The organism is Marinospirillum minutulum DSM 6287 (genome assembly GCF_000422325.1).
In the GTDB taxonomy this organism is placed as follows: domain Bacteria; phylum Pseudomonadota; class Gammaproteobacteria; order Pseudomonadales; family Halomonadaceae; genus Marinospirillum; species Marinospirillum minutulum.
Genome location: NZ_KE383818.1, coordinates 775,910 through 794,809, shown reverse-complemented (window position 1 = coordinate 794,809; position 18,900 = coordinate 775,910). Strand labels below are relative to the sequence as shown.

17 protein-coding genes are annotated in these 18,900 nt (G+C 43.4%); 7 read left to right on the top strand and 10 right to left on the bottom strand.

All coding sequences use genetic code 11. The annotated features are described in order from the left end of the window. Nucleotides 1–139: 139 nt before the first annotated feature. Entirely contained in the window at nucleotides 140–622 is a 483-nt protein-coding gene (locus H571_RS0113330; protein ID WP_027849739.1) for an FKBP-type peptidyl-prolyl cis-trans isomerase, read from the bottom strand. A 153-nt stretch (nucleotides 623–775) separates the two neighbouring features. Here H571_RS0113330 and H571_RS0113325 point away from each other — a divergent pair, with 153 nt between their 5' ends. After that, nucleotides 776–1,612, top strand: a complete 837-nt coding sequence (locus tag H571_RS0113325; RefSeq protein ID WP_036218262.1) for a M23 family metallopeptidase — start codon at nucleotides 776–778, stop codon at nucleotides 1,610–1,612. A gap of 13 nt (nucleotides 1,613–1,625) precedes the next feature. Here H571_RS0113325 and H571_RS15310 read toward each other — a convergent pair whose 3' ends face one another. The 8 genes from H571_RS15310 to H571_RS0113285 all read right to left on the bottom strand — a co-directional run bounded on the left by H571_RS15310 (nucleotide 1,626) and on the right by H571_RS0113285 (nucleotide 11,000). Beyond that, on the bottom strand, nucleotides 1,626–3,821 hold the full coding sequence (locus tag H571_RS15310) for an acetate--CoA ligase family protein (protein WP_051168353.1): 2,196 nt from the start codon (nucleotides 3,819–3,821) through the stop codon (nucleotides 1,626–1,628). A 9-nt stretch (nucleotides 3,822–3,830) separates the two neighbouring features. Next, entirely contained in the window at nucleotides 3,831–4,661 is an 831-nt protein-coding gene (locus H571_RS0113315) for an enoyl-CoA hydratase/isomerase family protein (RefSeq protein WP_051168352.1), read from the bottom strand. Beyond that, nucleotides 4,651–5,562, bottom strand: a complete 912-nt coding sequence (locus H571_RS0113310; protein ID WP_156887884.1) for a MurR/RpiR family transcriptional regulator — start codon at nucleotides 5,560–5,562, stop codon at nucleotides 4,651–4,653. Before H571_RS0113310 ends, H571_RS0113315 begins: the two co-directional genes overlap by 11 nt. A 253-nt stretch (nucleotides 5,563–5,815) precedes the next feature. Continuing rightward, complete coding sequence (locus tag H571_RS15305) at nucleotides 5,816–6,745, bottom strand: eIF2B alpha/beta/delta subunit family protein (RefSeq protein ID WP_051168351.1); 930 nt, start codon at nucleotides 6,743–6,745, stop codon at nucleotides 5,816–5,818. Further along, the gene (locus tag H571_RS0113300; protein ID WP_027849735.1) at nucleotides 6,742–7,416 is read right to left on the bottom strand and encodes a bifunctional 4-hydroxy-2-oxoglutarate aldolase/2-dehydro-3-deoxy-phosphogluconate aldolase; all 675 of its coding nucleotides are present in this window, start codon (nucleotides 7,414–7,416) and stop codon (nucleotides 6,742–6,744) included. The genes H571_RS15305 and H571_RS0113300 overlap by 4 nt, the downstream gene beginning before the upstream one ends. Nucleotides 7,417–7,459: 43 nt before the next feature. After that, nucleotides 7,460–8,236 carry an alpha/beta fold hydrolase gene (locus H571_RS0113295; protein WP_027849734.1) on the bottom strand — a complete coding sequence of 259 codons (777 nt, stop codon included), beginning with the start codon at nucleotides 8,234–8,236 and terminating at the stop codon, nucleotides 7,460–7,462. 66 nt (nucleotides 8,237–8,302) lie between these two features. Then, a complete protein-coding gene (locus H571_RS0113290; RefSeq protein ID WP_027849733.1) occupies nucleotides 8,303–8,962 on the bottom strand; it encodes a 7-cyano-7-deazaguanine/7-aminomethyl-7-deazaguanine transporter in 660 nt (219 codons plus the stop codon). Nucleotides 8,963–9,110: 148 nt separating this feature from the next. After that, complete coding sequence (locus tag H571_RS0113285; RefSeq protein WP_027849732.1) at nucleotides 9,111–11,000, bottom strand: propionyl-CoA synthetase; 1,890 nt, start codon at nucleotides 10,998–11,000, stop codon at nucleotides 9,111–9,113. A 371-nt stretch (nucleotides 11,001–11,371) separates the two neighbouring features. Here H571_RS0113285 and H571_RS0113280 point away from each other — a divergent pair, with 371 nt between their 5' ends. Then, complete coding sequence (locus H571_RS0113280; protein WP_051168350.1) at nucleotides 11,372–11,707, top strand: ArsR/SmtB family transcription factor; 336 nt, start codon at nucleotides 11,372–11,374, stop codon at nucleotides 11,705–11,707. 24 nt (nucleotides 11,708–11,731) lie between these two features. On the opposite strand, the gene sohB is transcribed toward H571_RS0113280, so the two are convergent. Further along, nucleotides 11,732–12,754, bottom strand: coding sequence for a protease SohB (gene sohB / locus H571_RS0113275; RefSeq protein ID WP_027849730.1), 1,023 nt, complete (start codon nucleotides 12,752–12,754; stop codon nucleotides 11,732–11,734). 86 nt (nucleotides 12,755–12,840) lie between these two features. On the opposite strand from sohB, the gene H571_RS0113270 reads away from it, so the two are divergent. The 5 genes from H571_RS0113270 to H571_RS0113250 all read left to right on the top strand — a co-directional run bounded on the left by H571_RS0113270 (nucleotide 12,841) and on the right by H571_RS0113250 (nucleotide 18,899). Beyond that, nucleotides 12,841–13,155 carry an SCP2 sterol-binding domain-containing protein gene (locus H571_RS0113270; RefSeq protein WP_027849729.1) on the top strand — a complete coding sequence of 105 codons (315 nt, stop codon included), beginning with the start codon at nucleotides 12,841–12,843 and terminating at the stop codon, nucleotides 13,153–13,155. Nucleotides 13,156–13,438: 283 nt separating this feature from the next. Further along, nucleotides 13,439–15,292 carry a PP2C family protein-serine/threonine phosphatase gene (locus tag H571_RS0113265; protein WP_027849728.1) on the top strand — a complete coding sequence of 618 codons (1,854 nt, stop codon included), beginning with the start codon at nucleotides 13,439–13,441 and terminating at the stop codon, nucleotides 15,290–15,292. Continuing rightward, nucleotides 15,289–15,819, top strand: coding sequence for a DUF3334 family protein (locus tag H571_RS15300; protein WP_084482854.1), 531 nt, complete (start codon nucleotides 15,289–15,291; stop codon nucleotides 15,817–15,819). Before H571_RS0113265 ends, H571_RS15300 begins: the two co-directional genes overlap by 4 nt. Nucleotides 15,820–15,853: 34 nt before the next feature. Continuing rightward, on the top strand, nucleotides 15,854–16,855 hold the full coding sequence (locus H571_RS0113255; protein ID WP_027849727.1) for a branched-chain amino acid aminotransferase: 1,002 nt from the start codon (nucleotides 15,854–15,856) through the stop codon (nucleotides 16,853–16,855). A gap of 88 nt (nucleotides 16,856–16,943) precedes the next feature. Next, complete coding sequence (locus H571_RS0113250; RefSeq protein WP_027849726.1) at nucleotides 16,944–18,899, top strand: methyl-accepting chemotaxis protein; 1,956 nt, start codon at nucleotides 16,944–16,946, stop codon at nucleotides 18,897–18,899. Nucleotide 18,900: the final 1 nt, after the last annotated feature.

Genomic DNA, 18,900 nt, shown 5'->3' with positions numbered 1-18,900 from the left:
TAATCTACCTTCTAGACTAGACAATTGGCGCCTAGAGATCAAACTTTATACAACTTTTTTATCAAATAAAGACAAAAAAGCTCCCTCTAGCAGTTAACTACTAGAGGGAGCTTTATTTCTAAGAGGTTAAAAAACCAACTTAGTGGTCAGCCATATCACCTTCATGCGGGTGACCATGCTCAACTTCTTCTTCACGCGCATCGCGTACAGACTCTACGCTGCCTTTAAAGTTAAGTGCTACACCAGCTAATGGATGATTAGCGTCAATCGTAACCGTTGCTTCTTCAACTTCAGTTACTGTTACGACCATTGCGCCACCAGGACCCTCAGTTTGAAACTGCATACCTGGTTCAATGCTTTCTACACCCTGAAAAGCTTCACGCGGAACCTGTTGTTTTAGGTTATCGTCACGCTCGCCGTAACCTTCGGCTGGCTCAACAGCCACCTCAAAATCATCACCGACACTACAACCTTCCAACTGCTTCTCTAAACCTGGAATAATATTGTTGTGACCATGCAGATAAAAAAGTGGGTTGCCGCCCTGAGATGAATCAAGAACCTGACCCTCACCATTCGTTAAAGTGTAATGAATGGCGACGACCTTATTGGCTGCAACTTGCATAGGTAAACCCTGTAGTAGATGAATGAACTTCGCATTCTAGCCATTTTTACCACTGCTACACAAATTCCTAAGCAACTTTATTTCAAAAAGGGTTTTATTAGCCCTAGATGCTGTTTAGACTAAAGGCTTTATTTCACCCTTCAGGTGCTGGATGTGCTGATAATTAACAGGCGAACAAGCTATGGCTGGCTAATCCTCCTGTGCCTAGTGTTACAGCTACTTGGCTGCAGCTCAAAAAATCGTTTAAACCTGCCACAACCACCTGACCACCAAGCTTTTTATAAGCCTTCAGGGCAAGAGAGTTTTGCTCAAATAGCCGCAAAGTTTAATCTCGATGAGGCGGTTCTAAAACGCTTTAATCCACGCAGCCAACAAAACCCACCCTCAAATAAGCGTCAATTACGTATTCCAGAACACAACAAGGATGCACCTAAAAATGGTCCTTTTTATTACCGTATTCAACCAGGCGATACTTTTGGTGTGTTAGCCCAACACTTTCATTTAGCATTAATTAGCCTGTTAGAAGCGAATCCAACATTAAAACCTGAAAAATTACGTATTGGTCAACGCATTGTTATTCCCATAACTGAACGCCACCGTCACGACTATCGCTGGCCTGTTGAAAAACCAGACGTAAAAATTAATTTTTCATGGCAACGCTGGGGTTTGCATCAAGGTCTAGCCTTGGCAACTAAAAAACGTGAAGAGATCTTTCCTATTGCGCCAGGTAAAGTTATTTTTGCAGGGCAGGTACGAAGTTTGGGCAGGGTCATTATTATTAAGCATAAAAATGATCAGCAATCTATCTATGCTTATTGTCACGCACTTTTTGTAGAGCAGGATGACAACCTTTCTGGACGTCACCCTGTTTGTTCAGCAGGTAAACAACGGCAAATTAACAAGCCCGGTATTTATTTTGAATTGCGTGAAGCTGGCCTAGCAGTACCACCAGAAAACTACCTACCCGCCCTTCCTTGGGCAGATGAATAGAGTTTACGCTCGTTTAATGAACAACTTGTGGCTGATTTTTCAACGCTCCCTGCTGCTGCAAACCCTTTGCCGTGGCAGAAAACAATACCACTCGTGCATCCAATACTGCATAACCCTCGCGATAACAGCGCACGGGGTTAAGGTCTAGTTCTGCTATTTCAGGGTGAGCGGTAACTAAAGCAGAAATTTTTAATAAAAGCTCGACCAAAGCACCTTTATCTACCGGTGGCTGGCCACGTACTCCTTCTAGCACTTTAACTGCTTGAATACCCGCCAACATATCCCAAGCATCGGAACGCGCTAATGGCAGACTACGGAAAACCACATCTTTTAAGACTTCAACAAAAATACCGCCTAAGCCGAACATCAATAAATGCCCGTACTGTGGGTCGTAGGTTACCCCTAAAATTACTTCAGTACCCTTAGGGTCTGCCATAGGGCTTAGCAAAACACCTTCTAAACGTGCATCGGCAGCATAATGCAGCGAGTTTTTATAAAGGGTTTGCCAACCTGCTTTTAAGGCCTCTAAACCTTGTTGGTTAAGCAGAACACCACCGGCATCTGACTTGTGCAAAATGTCTTGCGACACAATTTTCATGGCTAGGGGTTGTGCCAAAAATTCAGCTGGCAAATTAGCCAGTTCTTCTGGCTTGGTTAACCACTGCTGTTCAGGTAAGGCAACTTCAAAAGCACTAATCATTTGTTTAGCTTCTGGCTCTAACAAGGCTGTACGCCCTGCTGATCGCACTTTTTGCAGCAAACGATCAACCCTTAGGCTAGACTCACCTCGCCCAGTCAACCAGTCATCTTCGCTAATGCGTTTACGATAAGCCGCATAGTCAACCAAAGCTTTAAGAGAGGCGCAGGCAGTTTCTATACTGGCATAAACGGGGATACCTTCTTCAACTAGCTGTTGCAAGGGTGCCGGTTTATTAAGCGTAAATAAACTATGTACCAACAAAGGTTTGCCACTGGCTTTAGCCAATTCAGCCATAGCACTGGCCGCTTGTAATTCAGCTTCGGCAAGGCTGGCATCAAAACGTAATGCATAACCACCAAATAAACCCACCAGTAACAACTGATCAACACCTGGGTCAGCTAACAGCAACTCAACACAAAGAGCAAAGTTCATAGGCTCACTATCAGTGCCACCAGCTACATCTATCGGGTTACTAACCGCCGCTCCTTTAGGCAATAGCGCTTTTAAAGCCGCTTGGGTAGTGGCTGATAATTCTGCCAAGGGTAAGCCCAAAGCATCTAGTTCATCGGCAGCAATGGTGGCATGACCACCGCCATCAGCAAGAATGGCTATTCTTCGTCCAGCTGGTAACGGCTGAGTAGCTAAGGCTTCGGCAACAGGTAAAAGATGATCTGGTTGGTCAACTAGTACCACACCGGCTTGGCGCATCACCCCTTTAGCCACTTGATAACTACCTGCTAAAGCACCCGTATGCGATTTAGCTGAACGCTGCCCAGACTCAGATTTACCCGATTTATATAAAACTAAAGGCTTATTTGCCGTAAAAGTCCTAGCTGCTTGTAAAAAAGCCTGACCGTCGGTTAGGCCTTCCATGTAGGTAATCAGTGCTTTAGTACCTTCGTCAGCAGCAAAGTAATCTAAGTAATCATGAAAAGCTAAATCAGCCGCATTACCTAGTCCTACATAGCTACTAAACCCAGAATGTAGGTGGGTTGAACCTTCGGTCACCAAAGATAAAGCCATATTGCCCGATTGGGATAAAATCCCTAATGGCCCTGGAGTTAAATTAGCAAAACCGACTAGGTTCATTTTAGCGTGGGTATTAAAAACACCCGAAGTATTAGGCCCAACTAAACGCATTCCAAAGCGTTTAGCTAAAGCCACCGCTTCTTTTTGTAAGGCTTTACCTTCTTCACCTGATTCAGCAAAACCACTGGCAAGCACTATAGCCGTTTTAACCCCCTTTAAACCACAGCTTTGTAGCACATCCAATAAGCTAGCCGCTGGTGTACAAACAAGCGCTAATTCAGGGTTAGCTGGGACCTCTTCAATTGAGGCATAACAGGTTAAACCTAGTAGTGCTTTTAAACGTGGGTTAACTGGATAAATATCACCTGCAAAACCATCACGCAATAAAGAGCGTATGGATTGAAACCCTCGCTTGGTTGGGTCAGAAGAAGCACCTATGACCATTAAAGCATTAGGATAAAAACTCGATAATAAGCTCATAGCTAACCTCTACTGACCAATAAACTTAGGTGCACGCTTCTCGGCAAAGGCATCCACCCCTTCTTGCCAATCTTGCGTTGTTGAACAAAACATCATGCCTTCTAATTCTGCAATTAAGGCATCATCAAAGCTTCTTTGCCCGGCTGAATTAAGCTGCTGTATAGCCAAAGCCACAGAAACAGGTGCTTTAGAAGCTAACTGCAAAGCAAAAGCTTGGACCTCTTGTTGAAATTCACCGTCAGATTCAACAGTAAAACAACGCTGCGCTAAACCCATGGCTAAAGCTTGCTCACCCTTGAGTCGTTCACCCAACAAAACCAGCTCTTTAGCTTTAGCCAAACCTAAGCGTGCGGGTAGCAGCCAGGAAATACCGCCACCAATAAAGGCCCCCAAACCTGTTTCAGGTAATCCCCACTGAGCTGTATCACGCATTAGCATAAAGTCAGCGGCTAAGGCCAGCTCTGCACCTGCACCTAATGCATAACCATTAACCGCTGAAACCACCGGTTTTTTTAAATTAAATAAACGACGACAAACTTCTTGCTCACCCCTAAGGTATTCACGGCGCTCATAAGGCGTGCGTGTACCTGCACCATGGGCCTTCATATCAGCACCCACACAAAAGGCACGCCCTGCACCCGTTAAAACAACGGCTCTTACTTCAGAGTTGGCTTCTGCTTCATCTAGCAACTGACAGAGCAGGTCATACATGGGTTTGCTTACCGCATTAAGCCGTTCAGGGCGGTTGAGGGTTAGCCACAAAACACCTTCTTTAAGCTCACTTAGCACCACTTGGCCAGCAACATCTACTTCCTTATCAGAATCAGAATTAAAGCTCATGACTTACCTCATCAATCAGTTGTTCGTGACGTTTTAAACTAGCCAACCCACGCCTTCCTAAACGGCCTGCCATCATTGCCATTAACCCTTCAATAAACACCAAAAAAGCAGCCATGGAATTGCTATACCAAGTACTGCTTGTTGGTGCGATAAAACTTAAAGTTGCTTCTGCTGCTAAAGGGGAACCATGCGAATCAGTAATCGCTATCACCTGCATACCATGATTAGCGGCAATACGTGCCGCAGCGATGGTGGCTCGTGTATAGGGTGCAGCCCCAATAACCACTAATACATCTTCTTGGGTTAACTCATTTAAACCATGTGCAACCCCATGATGCGGATTACCCAGCAAGCTGACATCAGGCCGCAACAAACCCAAGGCATAAGCAAAAAAGTTAGCTACCGTATTGGCTTGGCGTAAGCCATAAACCCTAACTCTGGGCGCTTTAGCTAATAAATTAACGGTTTTTTCTAAAGCACCGACATCTAAGCTACTGAGCATCTGGGCAATATTGCCTGTTTCTTCTTCTGCAACCTGCGTCATTAACGCTAAGGAAGTGGGTGCTAAATCGATTGTTTCATCTTCATCTTCGTCAACAAAGCGCCCAGCAAGGTCACTGTAAAAGCTAGTGTGACTAGCACGCGCTAAGTGCTTACGAAATACCAGTTGAAACTCAGCAAAGCTTTCAAAACCTAGCTTGCGTACTAAACGACTGAGCGTTGAAGCATTCACCTCTGCCTCTTTGGCTAGAATAGAGATACTGGTTACGGCGACCTTCTCTGGGTTATCCATCATTTGGGTTAAGGCAGCCAAAGCACGCTTACCCAACTTTAAGTCACTGTCTGGAGAATTAAGCTTTTGCAGCTTACGTTTCAGTTCTTCAAGTGTTCTAGGAGCCACAACAATCACTCTTATCCAATTCTTAATAATAGGAAGAGTTTAAACCTTGCCAAAATAAAAGCAAATCTATTTGCGTAAAATAAAGCAAATGCAAATAGTTGCGCAAAACTCATCTGGATCGGCTAAATAACTGTGTTTTTTTACTCTACCAAACAATTAAGGTAACGGTATAAATAGAGAATAATATGAAAAGGAAACAAAAGTTTGCCAACACAGTTAGCAAACTAAAGTTAAAAAAAGAAATATAAGCGGGTTATTGAACGCTAGGTAGGGTTTCGGGGCGTGTTTCTGCAAGTGAGCGGAAAGTAACCGCAACACGTTCTTCATCAACCCAAGCAGTAATTAAACGTGCTGGAACCAAGTCGAAATAAATATTACGTACTTCAACCTGTGGCATGGCTTCTAGTTGTAGCTCGTCAGGGTCAACTTCTTCTAACACTGCATCTTCGGGCAAGACCAGGGCATGTTTAAATCCTTCTGCCAACACCCAGAAAGGAATACCGGCATCTTTTGCTGCCAGCGCCAGTAAGCGGCTACCCGCTTTGGTAATAAGTGAGCCGTCACGCAAAACACTGTCTGCACCTAAAACTACTTTATCAGCCTGCACTACAAAACTTGCCATTTGCGCTTCTGTTATAAACTGACAAGGAATACCCAATTTATTTAAGTAGCGGGCTAGCTTACGCCCTTCCATACCCGGACGAGACTCAGTAACTATGGCTTGCACATTTAAATTAGCTAGATGACAAGCACGAAACAATGCCATGACATTAGAGCTACTTGAGTGGGTCATTAGTGTCATGCCGGGTTGAATTTCTTCTAAGCACCTAGCAACTACTTCATTTTGAGCGCTTTGCAGCAGGTCAATTACCTCTTCTGCATGTGCCCCTGCTCTACCTCTGGCACGGTCTAAATCATCGGGTAATTCAGGCAGACTATTTAGCCAATAACGCAATAAGTTGCCTACCACTAAACGGCTAGGACGAGCCGCAATTAATTGTTCGGCCAAATCTTTTAATTCAGTTAATAATTCTGCTGTCGTTTCTACCTGACAACTATCAGCATAATCAATCATATCTTCTAGTGCTTTACGCGCTAGAATTGCTGCACCACTGTTTAAGTCTTCCTTAACAGCCCTTAAGCGCCGCGCTTTAAAATCACTATTATCTTTAGCGTAAATCAACGATCCACTCCTTGTTGTAAAGTCTTTTCACGCAGGCTTTTAGCAGTTTCTAAGGAGGTTTTAGCTAGCATTCTAATTTTTTGCCAATTTTGCTGCTGAATTAAATCTTCAGGTAGCATCCAACTGCCACCAACGGCAGCAATTTGTGGCAAAGCAAACCATTCAGCCATATTCGCTTCACTTACCCCACCCGTAGCAACAAAAGCTAATTCGGGTAAAGGGGCGGCTATTGCCTGCAAATAAGCTGGGCCACCTAACGCCTTGGCAGGAAAAAGTTTTACCTGCTGATAGCCCATACGGCTGGCTTGCATTGCTTCGCCTGGCGTACTAATTCCTGGTAACAAACCTATACCTGATTGTTCAGCCGCTTCTGCTAAAACAGGGCACCAGCCAGGTGAAACCGCCCAACGAATACCCAAGGTTTGTAAACGCGCCAGCTGGTCTGGATGCCTTAAACTTCCAGCAACCAAAGTAAGTTTAGAGGATTGTAAAGCTTCTAAAACTTCCCAGCTTTGCTCTTGCCTAAGCGTTACCTCTAGCACCTTATAGCCTGCTTCCAATAGCGTTGTTGCCAACTTGGGGGCAGCAAGCACATCAACCTTTGCCCATACGGGTAACAAAGGTTGCTCTGCCAAGAGTGAAGACCAATCAAAAGGTAGAATGCGTGACAAAACCAACTCCTTTAAACCAACTTCCTTTCCAAAAGTTAATCAACTACTTAATAAAGTCACTTACCGCTGCGGCAAAAGCATCGGTTTGTTCAGCATGAAGCCAATGACCACCATCAAGATCCACTAGCTGATACTCAGGAAAGGCCTGCTTAAATACGGGCAAGGTGCTATCGGGCACATAATTAGAGCGAACACCTCGAATAACCAAGGTAGGTCCAGCAAAGGACTTTCCAGCAGTAATGGACTCAGGCGCAGCTAAAATTTCAGCATAACCTTCTTCTATTTCTTCAATACCCACACGCAAGCGCAAGCCATCATCTGTACGGCGCAGGTTAGTTAATAAGAAGAGGCGTGTTTGAATGGCTTCCTCACCTAAATGCTCATTTAACAAGCGGTCTGCCTGACGACGATCATGCCAAGGTTCTTGTGCTTTTAAAGCAATTAAACTAGCAATAATTTCATTATGGCTGGCTTCGTATTGAATAGGTGCGATATCAACAATAATGAGCTTTTCAACACGGCTAGGGTAGCGTAAGGCAAATTCCATCACGACCTTGCCGCCCATGGAATGGCCTAATAAGGAAACCTTCTCTAGCCCAGTGTTATCTAGCCAATTAAGTAAATCTCTAGCCTGCTGGGCGTAATCCATGCCTTGACGGTGAAAACTATTGCCATGATTGCGTAAATCCACACCCCAAACAGCAAAGTCATCTTCCAACTTTAAAGCAACGTTACGCCAGTTACTGGCACTACCAAATAAACCATGCACTACAACCAGCGGCTGGCCTTGACCATTACGCTGATGCGCCAAAATACTCATACTAGGCTCCTTGCTTACAAAAATTTCTTCTTCTGATTATGCCAACATCCGCTGGGTAATTGCTAACTAAACTTCAGTTAGATTTGCTTTAACTCTAAGTAAGCGCCTTTGCAGCCCTGCCAAAACCAAACCATAAGCAGGTAAAAAGAACACTAAACTAACCAATAATTTAAAACTGTAGTCCATAAATGCTATTTCAGGCCAATGCACTGCCATGTAAGCATCACTACTGGCATAAAAAGCTATCATAAAAAACACGAGGGTATCTAAGGCATTGCCCAACAAGGTAGAAGCGGCAGGTGCTACCCACCAAGCTTTAACCTCTCGCAACTGATCAAAAATTTTAATATCTAGAAGCTGACCTAATGAATAGGCCATAAAGCTAGCTAAAGCGATACGTGCTACCAAGCTATTTACTTCAAACAAACCGGCTATACCTGCAAACTGCCCACCTGCAAAGATAATAGACACTAAATAAGAGACCAATAAAGCAGGAAACATCACCACAAAAATAATGCGTCTTGCTAAGTTTTTACCAAAGACCCTAACCGTTAAGTCGGTTGCCAAGAAAATGAATGGGAAGGTAAAAGCACCCCAAGTATTGTGTAAACCTAAGACTTCAAAGGGAAATTGCACTAGGTAATTACTAGCAGCAATTATGATGATATGGGCTAAAGCAAGCCAGAATAAAGCACGACGAAATTGCACAGCAGAAAGAGACAACATAATACTAGATACCTTTTTTTAGCAGGGGGCGAGGGAACCCTGAATGAATAAAAAACAGCCCAAAAATAAAAGCAAGACGCTTGCCTGCTAGTATAACCCCTAGCCAAACAAACGCCTTGCTTCTTTTACCAGGATTAACGCAAGTCTATTAAGACGTGGTTAGCCTTGTTTTAATCGCATCTTCAACTTCAGTAATGCTCGACATATCATCAATGGTTGAAGGTACAACATAGTCTTTACCATCGGCGATATTACGCAGTACGTTACGCAGAATCTTACCCGAACGTGTTTTAGGTAAGCGGTCTACAATTAAAGTCTGACGGTAGCAAGCAATGGCACCAATTTCTTTACGCACACTCGCCACTAGGTCTGCCTGAAGCTTTTCAGCATCACCATCCCAGCCATCTTTAGTAATTACCAAGCCTACCGGTAACTGACCACGTAGCTCATCGGCCACACCTATAACCGCACATTCGGCTACTGCTGGGTGGTTGGCAACAATTTCTTCCATTTCACCCGTAGACAAACGGTGACCCGCAACGTTAATCACGTCATCGGTACGACCCATAATAAATAGGTAGCCATCTTCGTCAATCTTACCGCCGTCACCGGTTAGGTAATAACCTGGGTAGGCATCCATATAAGAAGAATTATAACGGTCGTGGTCGCCCCAAACGGTTGTTAAACAGCCTGGCGGTAAGGGTAATTTAACCACTACACTGCCTTCTTCACCTGCTGCCGCCTGCTCACCCTGTACATCTAAAATTTGTACGTTGTAACCCGGTGTTGGGAAGGTAGCAGAACCGGCTTTGGGTTTAGCTGGCTCTAAGCCCATCATATTACCGGCAATTGGCCAGCCTGTTTCTGTCTGCCACCAGTGGTCAATCACTGGTACGGGTAACAATTCATTCAACCAGTGGTAGGTCGGTGGATCTAAACGCTCACCGGCCAAGAACATAATTTTTAGGCTAGAAATATCATACTTAGCTAGCAGCTTACCTTCGGGGTCTTCTTTTTTAACCGCACGGAAAGCGGTTGGCGCAGTGAAGAAAGACTTAATTTTGTATTCTTCAATTAAACGCCAGAAAGCACCCGCATCGGGCGTTTTAACTGGCTTGCCTTCATAAACAATGGTGGTACAACCGGCTAGTAGCGGCGCATAAACTATGTAAGAGTGGCCAACAACCCAGCCTACATCAGATGCCGCCATAAAGACTTCACCAGGGTTCATGTCATAAATGGTTTTCATACTGTAGTGCAACGCAACAGCATAACTGCCCGTATCACGAACAACACCCTTAGGCTTACCCGTAGTGCCTGAAGTGTAAAGAATGTAGAGAGGATCAGTTGATTTAACCTTCACAGGATCAGCAGGCTCGGAAGACTCCATTAAGCTATTCCAGTCTACATCACGGTCACTATCAAGCTCACAAGGGTGCTGAGGACGCTGTAAAACAACACAATGATCTGGCTTGTGGGTTGCTTGATCCATTGCATCATCTAGCAAGCCTTTGTAAGGAATAACCTTTTCTACTTCAATACCGCAAGAAGTTGAAACAATCACCTTAGGCTGAGCATCATCAATGCGTACAGCCAGTTCGCTAGGTGCAAAACCACCAAAAACAACTGAGTGAATAGCACCTAAACGCGCACAAGCATACATAGCTATTAAGGCTTCAGGCACCATGGGCATATAAATAACTACCCGGTCACCCTTTTCAACGCCTAGCTTACGTAAACCACCAGCAAACTTAGCTACCTGGTCACGCATTTCACGGTAGGTCAGTTTAGATTTAGTCTTAGTGACAGGCGAGTCATAAATAACCGCCGTTTGCTCAGCACGACCATTTTCAACGTGGTAATCCAAGGCACAATAACTAATGTTTAGCTCACCATCCATAAACCAACGGTAAGCACCCTGCTCATCTTTACCTAAAATTTGGGTTGGCTTTTTATGCCAAGGTAATTTATCGGCCTGTTCACGCCAGAAATCTTCTGGCTGATTAATAGAACGCTCAAATTCAGCTTTATAGCTCATCACTTACGCCTCTGTGGGTATTATTATTTTGTCGACACCTGCCTGCTACACCCAGCAAACAAAGAAATTCTTTGCTTAACGACTGGTATTCATCAGGTCAAGTGTCGACACTTTGTAAAAATCTAGCACCACTTTAATGCAAGATTAACAATTTGCAACTAATACAAAAGGCGCAAACATCAGCAATTAGGCTAGGTTTATTCAAGCAAACCAAGTGAATTTGGCAAAGGATTGCCGACAATCAGCCTTTTACAAACTTTTGAAAACGTGCCAGCTTTTTAAATATTTATCAATGAATATCAACAAAGGCTCTAAAAAAAGGTAACATAATGCAAAACTGATTAACTTAAGCGAAACTTGAGTAAAAAACTATGGCAACGACTGCAGAAGCAAAGCAAGAAAATCCAAGCGAATTCATTGATGACTTACGCAATAATGCCAAGCAGGCTACCACCCTATTAAAAGCACTAGCGAATGAGAGCCGCCTTCTTATTTTGTGCTACCTAGATGATCGCGAGCTTTCGGTTAGTGAATTAAATGCGTGCTTAGATTTAAGCCAATCAGCGCTTTCTCAACATCTAGCGGTACTAAGGCGTGATCAGCTAGTAAAAACACGCCGCGAATCACAAACCATTTATTATTCACTCAATGGTGAAGAAGCTAAGCAAGTTATTCGTACCCTACATAATATGTACTGCAAGGTATAACTCGCCTAGCCCAAGGTAAAAACTCTACCGATGAAAGAAGGTGGCTTGTAGCTTAGGCCACCAACTTAGCAAGCGCCCCTCTAAAATACCCGCTGTTGAGCCAGCAATTTTTTCGGTGAAGTTCAAAGGCTTTTTCAAACGCACTTTAAATACCCTTGCTTCAGCTTGACGTTCTAGCAAATAAGCCTCACTAGTTTGCAAAGCATCCACTAGCTGCAACGCTAAGGCTTGCTCACCATACCAAACCTCACCCTTAGCGACCTTATCTATAGCTAATTGCGGGCGACAACGCTTTACATAAGACTTAAACATCTGGTGTGTTTGCTCTAAGTCATCTAAAAACTTCTGTTTACCTTCCGGCGTATTTTCACCAAAAACTGTTAAGGTGCGTTTATAGTCACCTGCGGTTAAAACCTCATAATCAACTTCATGCTTTTTCAATAAACGGTGCACATTAGGTACTTCAGCTACAACACCTATTGAACCTAAAATTGCAAAGGGTGCTACCAACAGCTTAGTGGCTGTACAAGCCATCATATAACCACCCGAAGCGGCAACTCGATCAACACAAACCGTTAAAGCTAGGTTTTTATCTCTTAAGCGTTGTAATTGTGCCGTGGCATGACCATAGCTATGCACATAACCGCCTGCACTTTCTAAACGCACCACCACTTCATCTTCTGGGCGTAACAAACCTAATAGCAAGCTAATTTCTCTACCCAGTACAGGTGCCTGACTGGCATCTAAATCGCCTTTAAAATCTAAAACAAACACTCTTGGTCTAGTAGATTGGCTAGCTAAATCTGCTTTAGCTTTTTTCTCTCTTTCTTTATGAAGCTTTTTTATAGCTTTGCTGTCTAGCCACTCCTCTTGTAGCGACAAGCGCAAATCTTGCTGGCGTTCATTAAGCTCTTGTACTTGAAGCTGCTCATCGCCTTCACGGCTACGCTTAATGGCTGTCACACTAACTATCAAAATAACTAGCGCAACCAAGAGCGTTACTATTCTCAATAAAAAACCCACATACTCAGCAAGTAATTCCCACACTTAGAAATTCTCCATTAAAAGCTTGAATTAAACATACGTTTGAAATAAGCTGAACTCATTAACCAGCTCACAAAGAGGATAAAACCATGGCTGATCTTAACGCAATTATTGAAGGACTGAAGGACAAATTTAATGCCACTGCTGCCGCAGGCATGGACGATGTATTTCAGTTCAATGTAGAAGATGGTAAGAACTACTATCTAGTCATTAAAGATGGCCAGTGTGAAATTGCTGAAGGCAGTCACGATGACCCATCCGTTACACTCATCATGAGCGAAGAAACACTAAAAGATGTTTTAACAGGCGAAGAAGATGGTATGCAAGCCTTTATGGCAGGCAAACTACGTGCTGAAGGCGATATGATGCTAGCAACTAAACTCAGTGCACTTTTCCCGGTTTAAGCCTTAAATAGTTAGAAAACACCTAAAGCAGCTTTTTTTAAGCTGCTTTTTTATAGCGCGGCAAACTGACTCAGTCTCTAAACAGCAGAGTATTGGACAAGCGAAGGTAAGCAACGGATAATTAACCCTTATTTAGTTTACCCAAGCGGAGCTTCTGTTGATTAACTTCCTACTACAAAAGATCCGTACCCTACGGTGGTTTATCTTTTTAGCCGTTTTCTTTAGCACATCCATTGTATTTCTTGGTGTAACAAGTATTTCATCGCTACTCTATGAAAACTTAATGGCTGAGCAAGCTAGCAATCTAGCTGAGCAATTAAAAGCCTTGCCGATTGAAAAACGTCCAGAAATTACTCTTCCCAACATCACTAGCGAAGTTCGCCTCACTTACATTGGCGCTTTTGTTCTTTATTCTTTTATTTTTCTTACCATTGCCTTTATTTTTTCTCATTTTGCAATACGCCGTATCAACCTATCTATTGAAGACTTTAGCCAGCAGATAAACCAAATTCAGACAGGTCAAGATTTACAGAAATTTAACCCAAGCAAATTAAACTTTATATTCAATGAACTCAATGATGCCTTTAGCAATATTAGTGCGCTAGCTCGTCAGCTAGGTCAGGTGCTGAATGATAAAAGCCAGCTTGAAGTTGAGGCCAAACTTCTCAGCAAATTGGTCATAAAAAACACTCGTTTAGACAACTGGCAAGACTACATTCAAGGTATTTTTATTGATATTCATAAAACACTGCCTTTCGATTTTATCAGTGTCTACTTAACAGATAACAACCAACCCAAATTAATAATTTACTGGTTTGGTGAAACCGACCCAGCAGCAAAACTTGAAACCGAAAAGCTACTAACCTTGCAGTTTTTACTCACCAGCAATACAAGTGACCCGCTCAATAAACTGGAAATTACCCACCATGACCTTAGCCTACGCTTAAGACTTAATAGCCTCTTGGTGCTACTGCTTAACCTGCTAGGCTCTTCAAGGGCAATCAGTGGTTATACCCACAAGCTAGAAATGGCAATTGACCTTACTGAACAAGAAAATGCCATGGCAGCCGAGGTACTTTATGGTCATCTCTTAGTTAAAAATACGGATCAACTAGCGGGTATTAATTACCAAATTTGTTCATCTAGCCGTTTCAGTGGCGACATAATTCAAGTTAAACGCTCCCCAACAGGAAGCACGTTTATTCTAGTTGCCGATGCAACAGGCCATGGACTGAGTGCCACGATTACTATAATGCCAGTAATCTCCGTTTTTAATGCCATGGTTCAAAAAGGCTACCAGCTGCCTTTTATTCTAAGCGAAATGAATAAGCACCTAGTTAGAGACTTGCCCGATGACCGCTTTGTGGCAGCCTTGCTTATTGAGATTAACCCCAGCCAGCAAGAAGTCAGTATATGGAATGGTGCTATGCCTGCTGCCCTTCTAATGAACTCTGAAGGGCAGTTAATAGAAAAATTTAACTCGAAACACATGGCGCTAGGTATTCTTGATGAAACCCTTTTTGAATCCAGCCCAGAAACACTGCCCCTTCCCCAAGAAGGGCAGTTAATTCTTTATTCAGATGGCCTAATAGAACAAGAAAACCCAGACCAAAAAGCCTTTGGTTATAAAAAGTTAATTCATGCTTTGCAGCATCCAACAAAAAATAATGCTTTAAATAATCTTATAAATAGCGTACTTAACTTTGCTCAGCTAGATGAACCAGACGATGATATTTCTATCTGCCAAATAGACTTTAATAAAATTACTAGTGAGCCACTATTTAGCAATCATAAAAGCCTACTAATCGATGGTTTTACCACCCCTTTTGAATGGCAAATGAAGGTTTATGGTGAAAAAATAACCCAGCAATCGCTAGCAGCCTTATGCAATGAGTTTATGCAGGCACAGGGGTTAAGTCAGCCAATAAGACGGTGTGTTTTTACTTTAATACACCAGCTAGTAGAAAAGGTAATAGAAGCCAATTTATTAATCAACAACCTAAATGATGATAACTACCTACAGCTTAAACTTGAAGGTAGGTTACCAGAAAAAAATAGTGCAAAGACTGAAAACTCGAATGCTACACCCTACCTACTAGTTGAAGTCAGTGACAACGCAACGGGGCTAAGCAGATAGGCTGTTTTGTACTTTTTGATGGTGGCTTTTCAGGCTTGGTGATAATTAACTTTACTGCCGAATCAGCCATGGAGATTTACCGCAATTATCTGCTGAGTATGGGTATGCCAGAAAATGAACTCGCCCTATTCCATACCGCCGATGAAGTGGGTAATGTTATGGGTGAAATTATGAACCAGATAGTTGGCGATTTTACCAATAAAATTCGCCACCAATTAAAAACCTCCATCACCCAAAGCCAACCTAAGATGATGGCAATTAATAAGCAGGTACAAATTTCTGTAAACACCACGCTAGACCAACCCCAGTCGCGTCGTGTTACTTTTAATACCGCTAAAAACAATATTTTTTATCTAGAATTATCCATGGATAAAACTGAATTTATTAAACTACACGACTTTGACGAAGCCGAGTTAGAAAACCCTGATGACATTCTTGCTGAAAATGCACGTCCAACAGACAAACCAAGCAGTGATAGCTCATCAAGCAATCAACACGATGACCTAATGAACGACCTAGGCATTTAATAAGTAATCTCCAAATTTTTAAGGAACACACAGCATGGCAACTGCATTTGGTACGGTTTTTATGCCTGAAATGGCAATTACTTGGTTCGATGGTAAAAGTTGGAGTCCAGTAGAAATGGTACCCAGCGATCGCCTTACCCTTCACCCAGGTGCGCATGTGCTTCACTACTCAAGCACCTGCTTTGAAGGCTTAAAAGCTTTTCGCCACGAAGATGGTTCCGTCAATGTTTTTCGCATGGATAAAAACCTAGCACGTATGGCACAAAGCACCCGCCTACTTGCTTTGCCAGAACTCGATATTGCTAAAGCAGCAGACATGATTAGGCAAACCGTTGCCCGCTTTGCTGATGAAGTTCCTGCCCCCCCCGGCTCACTCTACATTCGCCCCACCCATATCGGTACTGAGGCGGCGGTAGGTAAAGCAGCAGCGCCTTCAGTCACCTCCTGCTTCTACGTTTTGGTTAGCCCCGTGGGTGATTACTTTGCAGGTGGCGACCAAGCTTTGCGCTTGTTGCTAGAAGAAAACGGTATGCGTTGTGCACCCCACATGGGCATGATTAAAAGTGGTGGTAACTACGCCAGTGCCTTACAACCCATTTTAAAAGCCAAGCAAGAAGTACAAGCCGATCAAGTGCTTTTCTGCCCTAATGGCGACGTACAAGAAACCGGTGCAGCTAACTTTCTACTAATTGATGGCAACGAAATTATTACCAAAGCCCTAGATGAAAGCTTCCTACACGGCGTAACTCGCGACACTATTCTTACTCTAGCTAAAGACTTGGGTATGACTGTCTCTGAACGCCAGCTAAGCGTAACTGAACTTCTAGAAAGAGCAGCTAAACCGGGTTGTGAAGCCGCTTTATCGGGTACTGCTGCTGTTCTTACCCCCGTTGGTACACTGATTCATAACGGCAAAGAATACCCAGTGGGTAACGGCGGTATAGGTAAAACTGTGGTTAAACTACGCGAGACTTTAAATGCCATTCAATGGGGTAAAGCAGAAGATAAACACGGCTGGTTACAACGCATATTGTAGTTATTTTTCTTGGTTATAAAATGTTTTAAACTTATAGTTACCCTTGCAATTTACAGGGTAACTATAAGAAACCAAGGAATAAACTCACATGTTTTGGAATCGCCTTTCTTTACCAACCAGACTCTTTTTCGGTTCAGCCTTTATTTTTCTAACTGCTTTAATTCTAGTTATATTTTTACAGTCTTACCTGGCTGAAAAGGACCAGCTAGAACGCTTAGAAAAACACGAACTTCCCACCGCGCTTCATTCTGTTGTTAACGGTATTCAAGCCGAACTTAATACCGCATTAGCGGGTTCAGAAGCCCTAGCCCAAAACCCAAGCCTACTCGACTGGGTAAAACGCGGCACACCTGAAAATGAACTAGAGCAAATTGCTCAGCTAATGGCTCAAGTACGTCTATCTACTGGCGCTTCAGGCGTTTTTATTGCCACAAATAACTTTCAAGATACACGTTATCATCATTACGAAAATGACCAGCTAAACTGGCGTAGTATGACCAGCAGCAACTCAGATGATAGCTGGTTCTTTAACTACCTAAAAACCAACCAACCCTACGAACTTAATTTAGACACCAATGCCTTTGGTGGCGATGCATTACGTATTTTTGTTAACTACAGTAGCAAGGCTAAAAATAGCCAAGGTCAGCCTCTCGTTGTTGCTGGTGGTGCCATAGATATGGCTGCTATTTCAAATAGCATCAGTCAATACCGCATAGGTGAGCAAGGCCGAGTAATGCTTGTACTACCCAAGGGCCTAGCCGATGTTCACCCCGACCCAGCGCTAGCCGGTAAACTTAATATCAGCCAGTTAGAAAAAGCCCCAGCCTTACTCAGTAACACTGGGGGACAAACATTAATTTTGCGTGCCAATTGGGATGGTGAAGAACACTTTGTTGGTTCTTTATGGATACCTAGCCTACAGCGTTTTTTAATTGCTCAAATGCCTGTAGCCGAAATACAAAGCCAAATACGTAAAAACCAGTGGGTTGCACTCGGTTTAGGTAGTCTCTTAATACTGGCGGGAATGGCTATTCTTTTTCTTATGACTCGCTTAATGATTAAACCCCTAGCCGATTTAGGCAGACAAATTCGTACCACTGCCAGCTCGCTAGATTTACAAACACGCTTTAAAACCTCAGACCAAGCAGAAATTGGTGACCTAGCCTCGCAGCTTAATCAATTAATGGAACGCATTAGCAGCACCCTACGCGAAGTTATGCAGGCCACCAAAGAAACCGATGAACTTGCTGAGCAACTACAAGCGGGTGCCCAGCTAGCCACCGACTCCTTCCATCACCAACAACGCTCAGTAGAAGCTATCGAACAGGTGATGCAAAGCATTACCCAAAGTGTTTCGCAAATATCAGATAAAGCAATGGAAGCAGGTCAACATTCAGACCAAGGCCGCACCATTCTTGTTGAAGCTGAAGACCGCCTTGACAGCAGCCATAAAGCCCTAGCCAAGCTAGAAGAAGAAATGACTACAGCTCGCAGTCGGATAGATGGCCTACTTAAACATAGCGACGATATTTTGCATGTCTTAGATGTTATTCGTGGCATTTCTGAACAAACCAACCTCTTAGCACTTAACGCCGCTATAGAGGCCGCCCGTGCGGGTGAACATGGCCGAGGCTTTGCCGTGGTTGCTGATGAAGTACGCCAGCTAGCCCAGCGTACCCAAAGCTCTACATCTGAAATTCAAAAAATGATCGACAACCTACGCACAGCCAGTGGGCAGGTAGCCGAACAAATGGAAATCAGCTCTAAAAGTAGCCAAGGAAGCCTTGCTAGCCTTAGTGAAACACGCCATGAGCTAGGCGTAATGACTGAGCATTTAACCCTAGTCTTTGATATGAATTCTGATATAGCCCAAAGCACCCAAGCCCAGCTAACTGCCGTTGAAGAAGTGCATTACAAGCTACAAGAACTATCGCAAGAAGGGTTGAAAGTAAATGCCATGGCAGACCAAGCGACTTCTGCAACCAATGAATTGGGCAACCAACTAGAAAGAATGCGCCAGCAGGTTAGTGCCTTTAAGTGTTAAC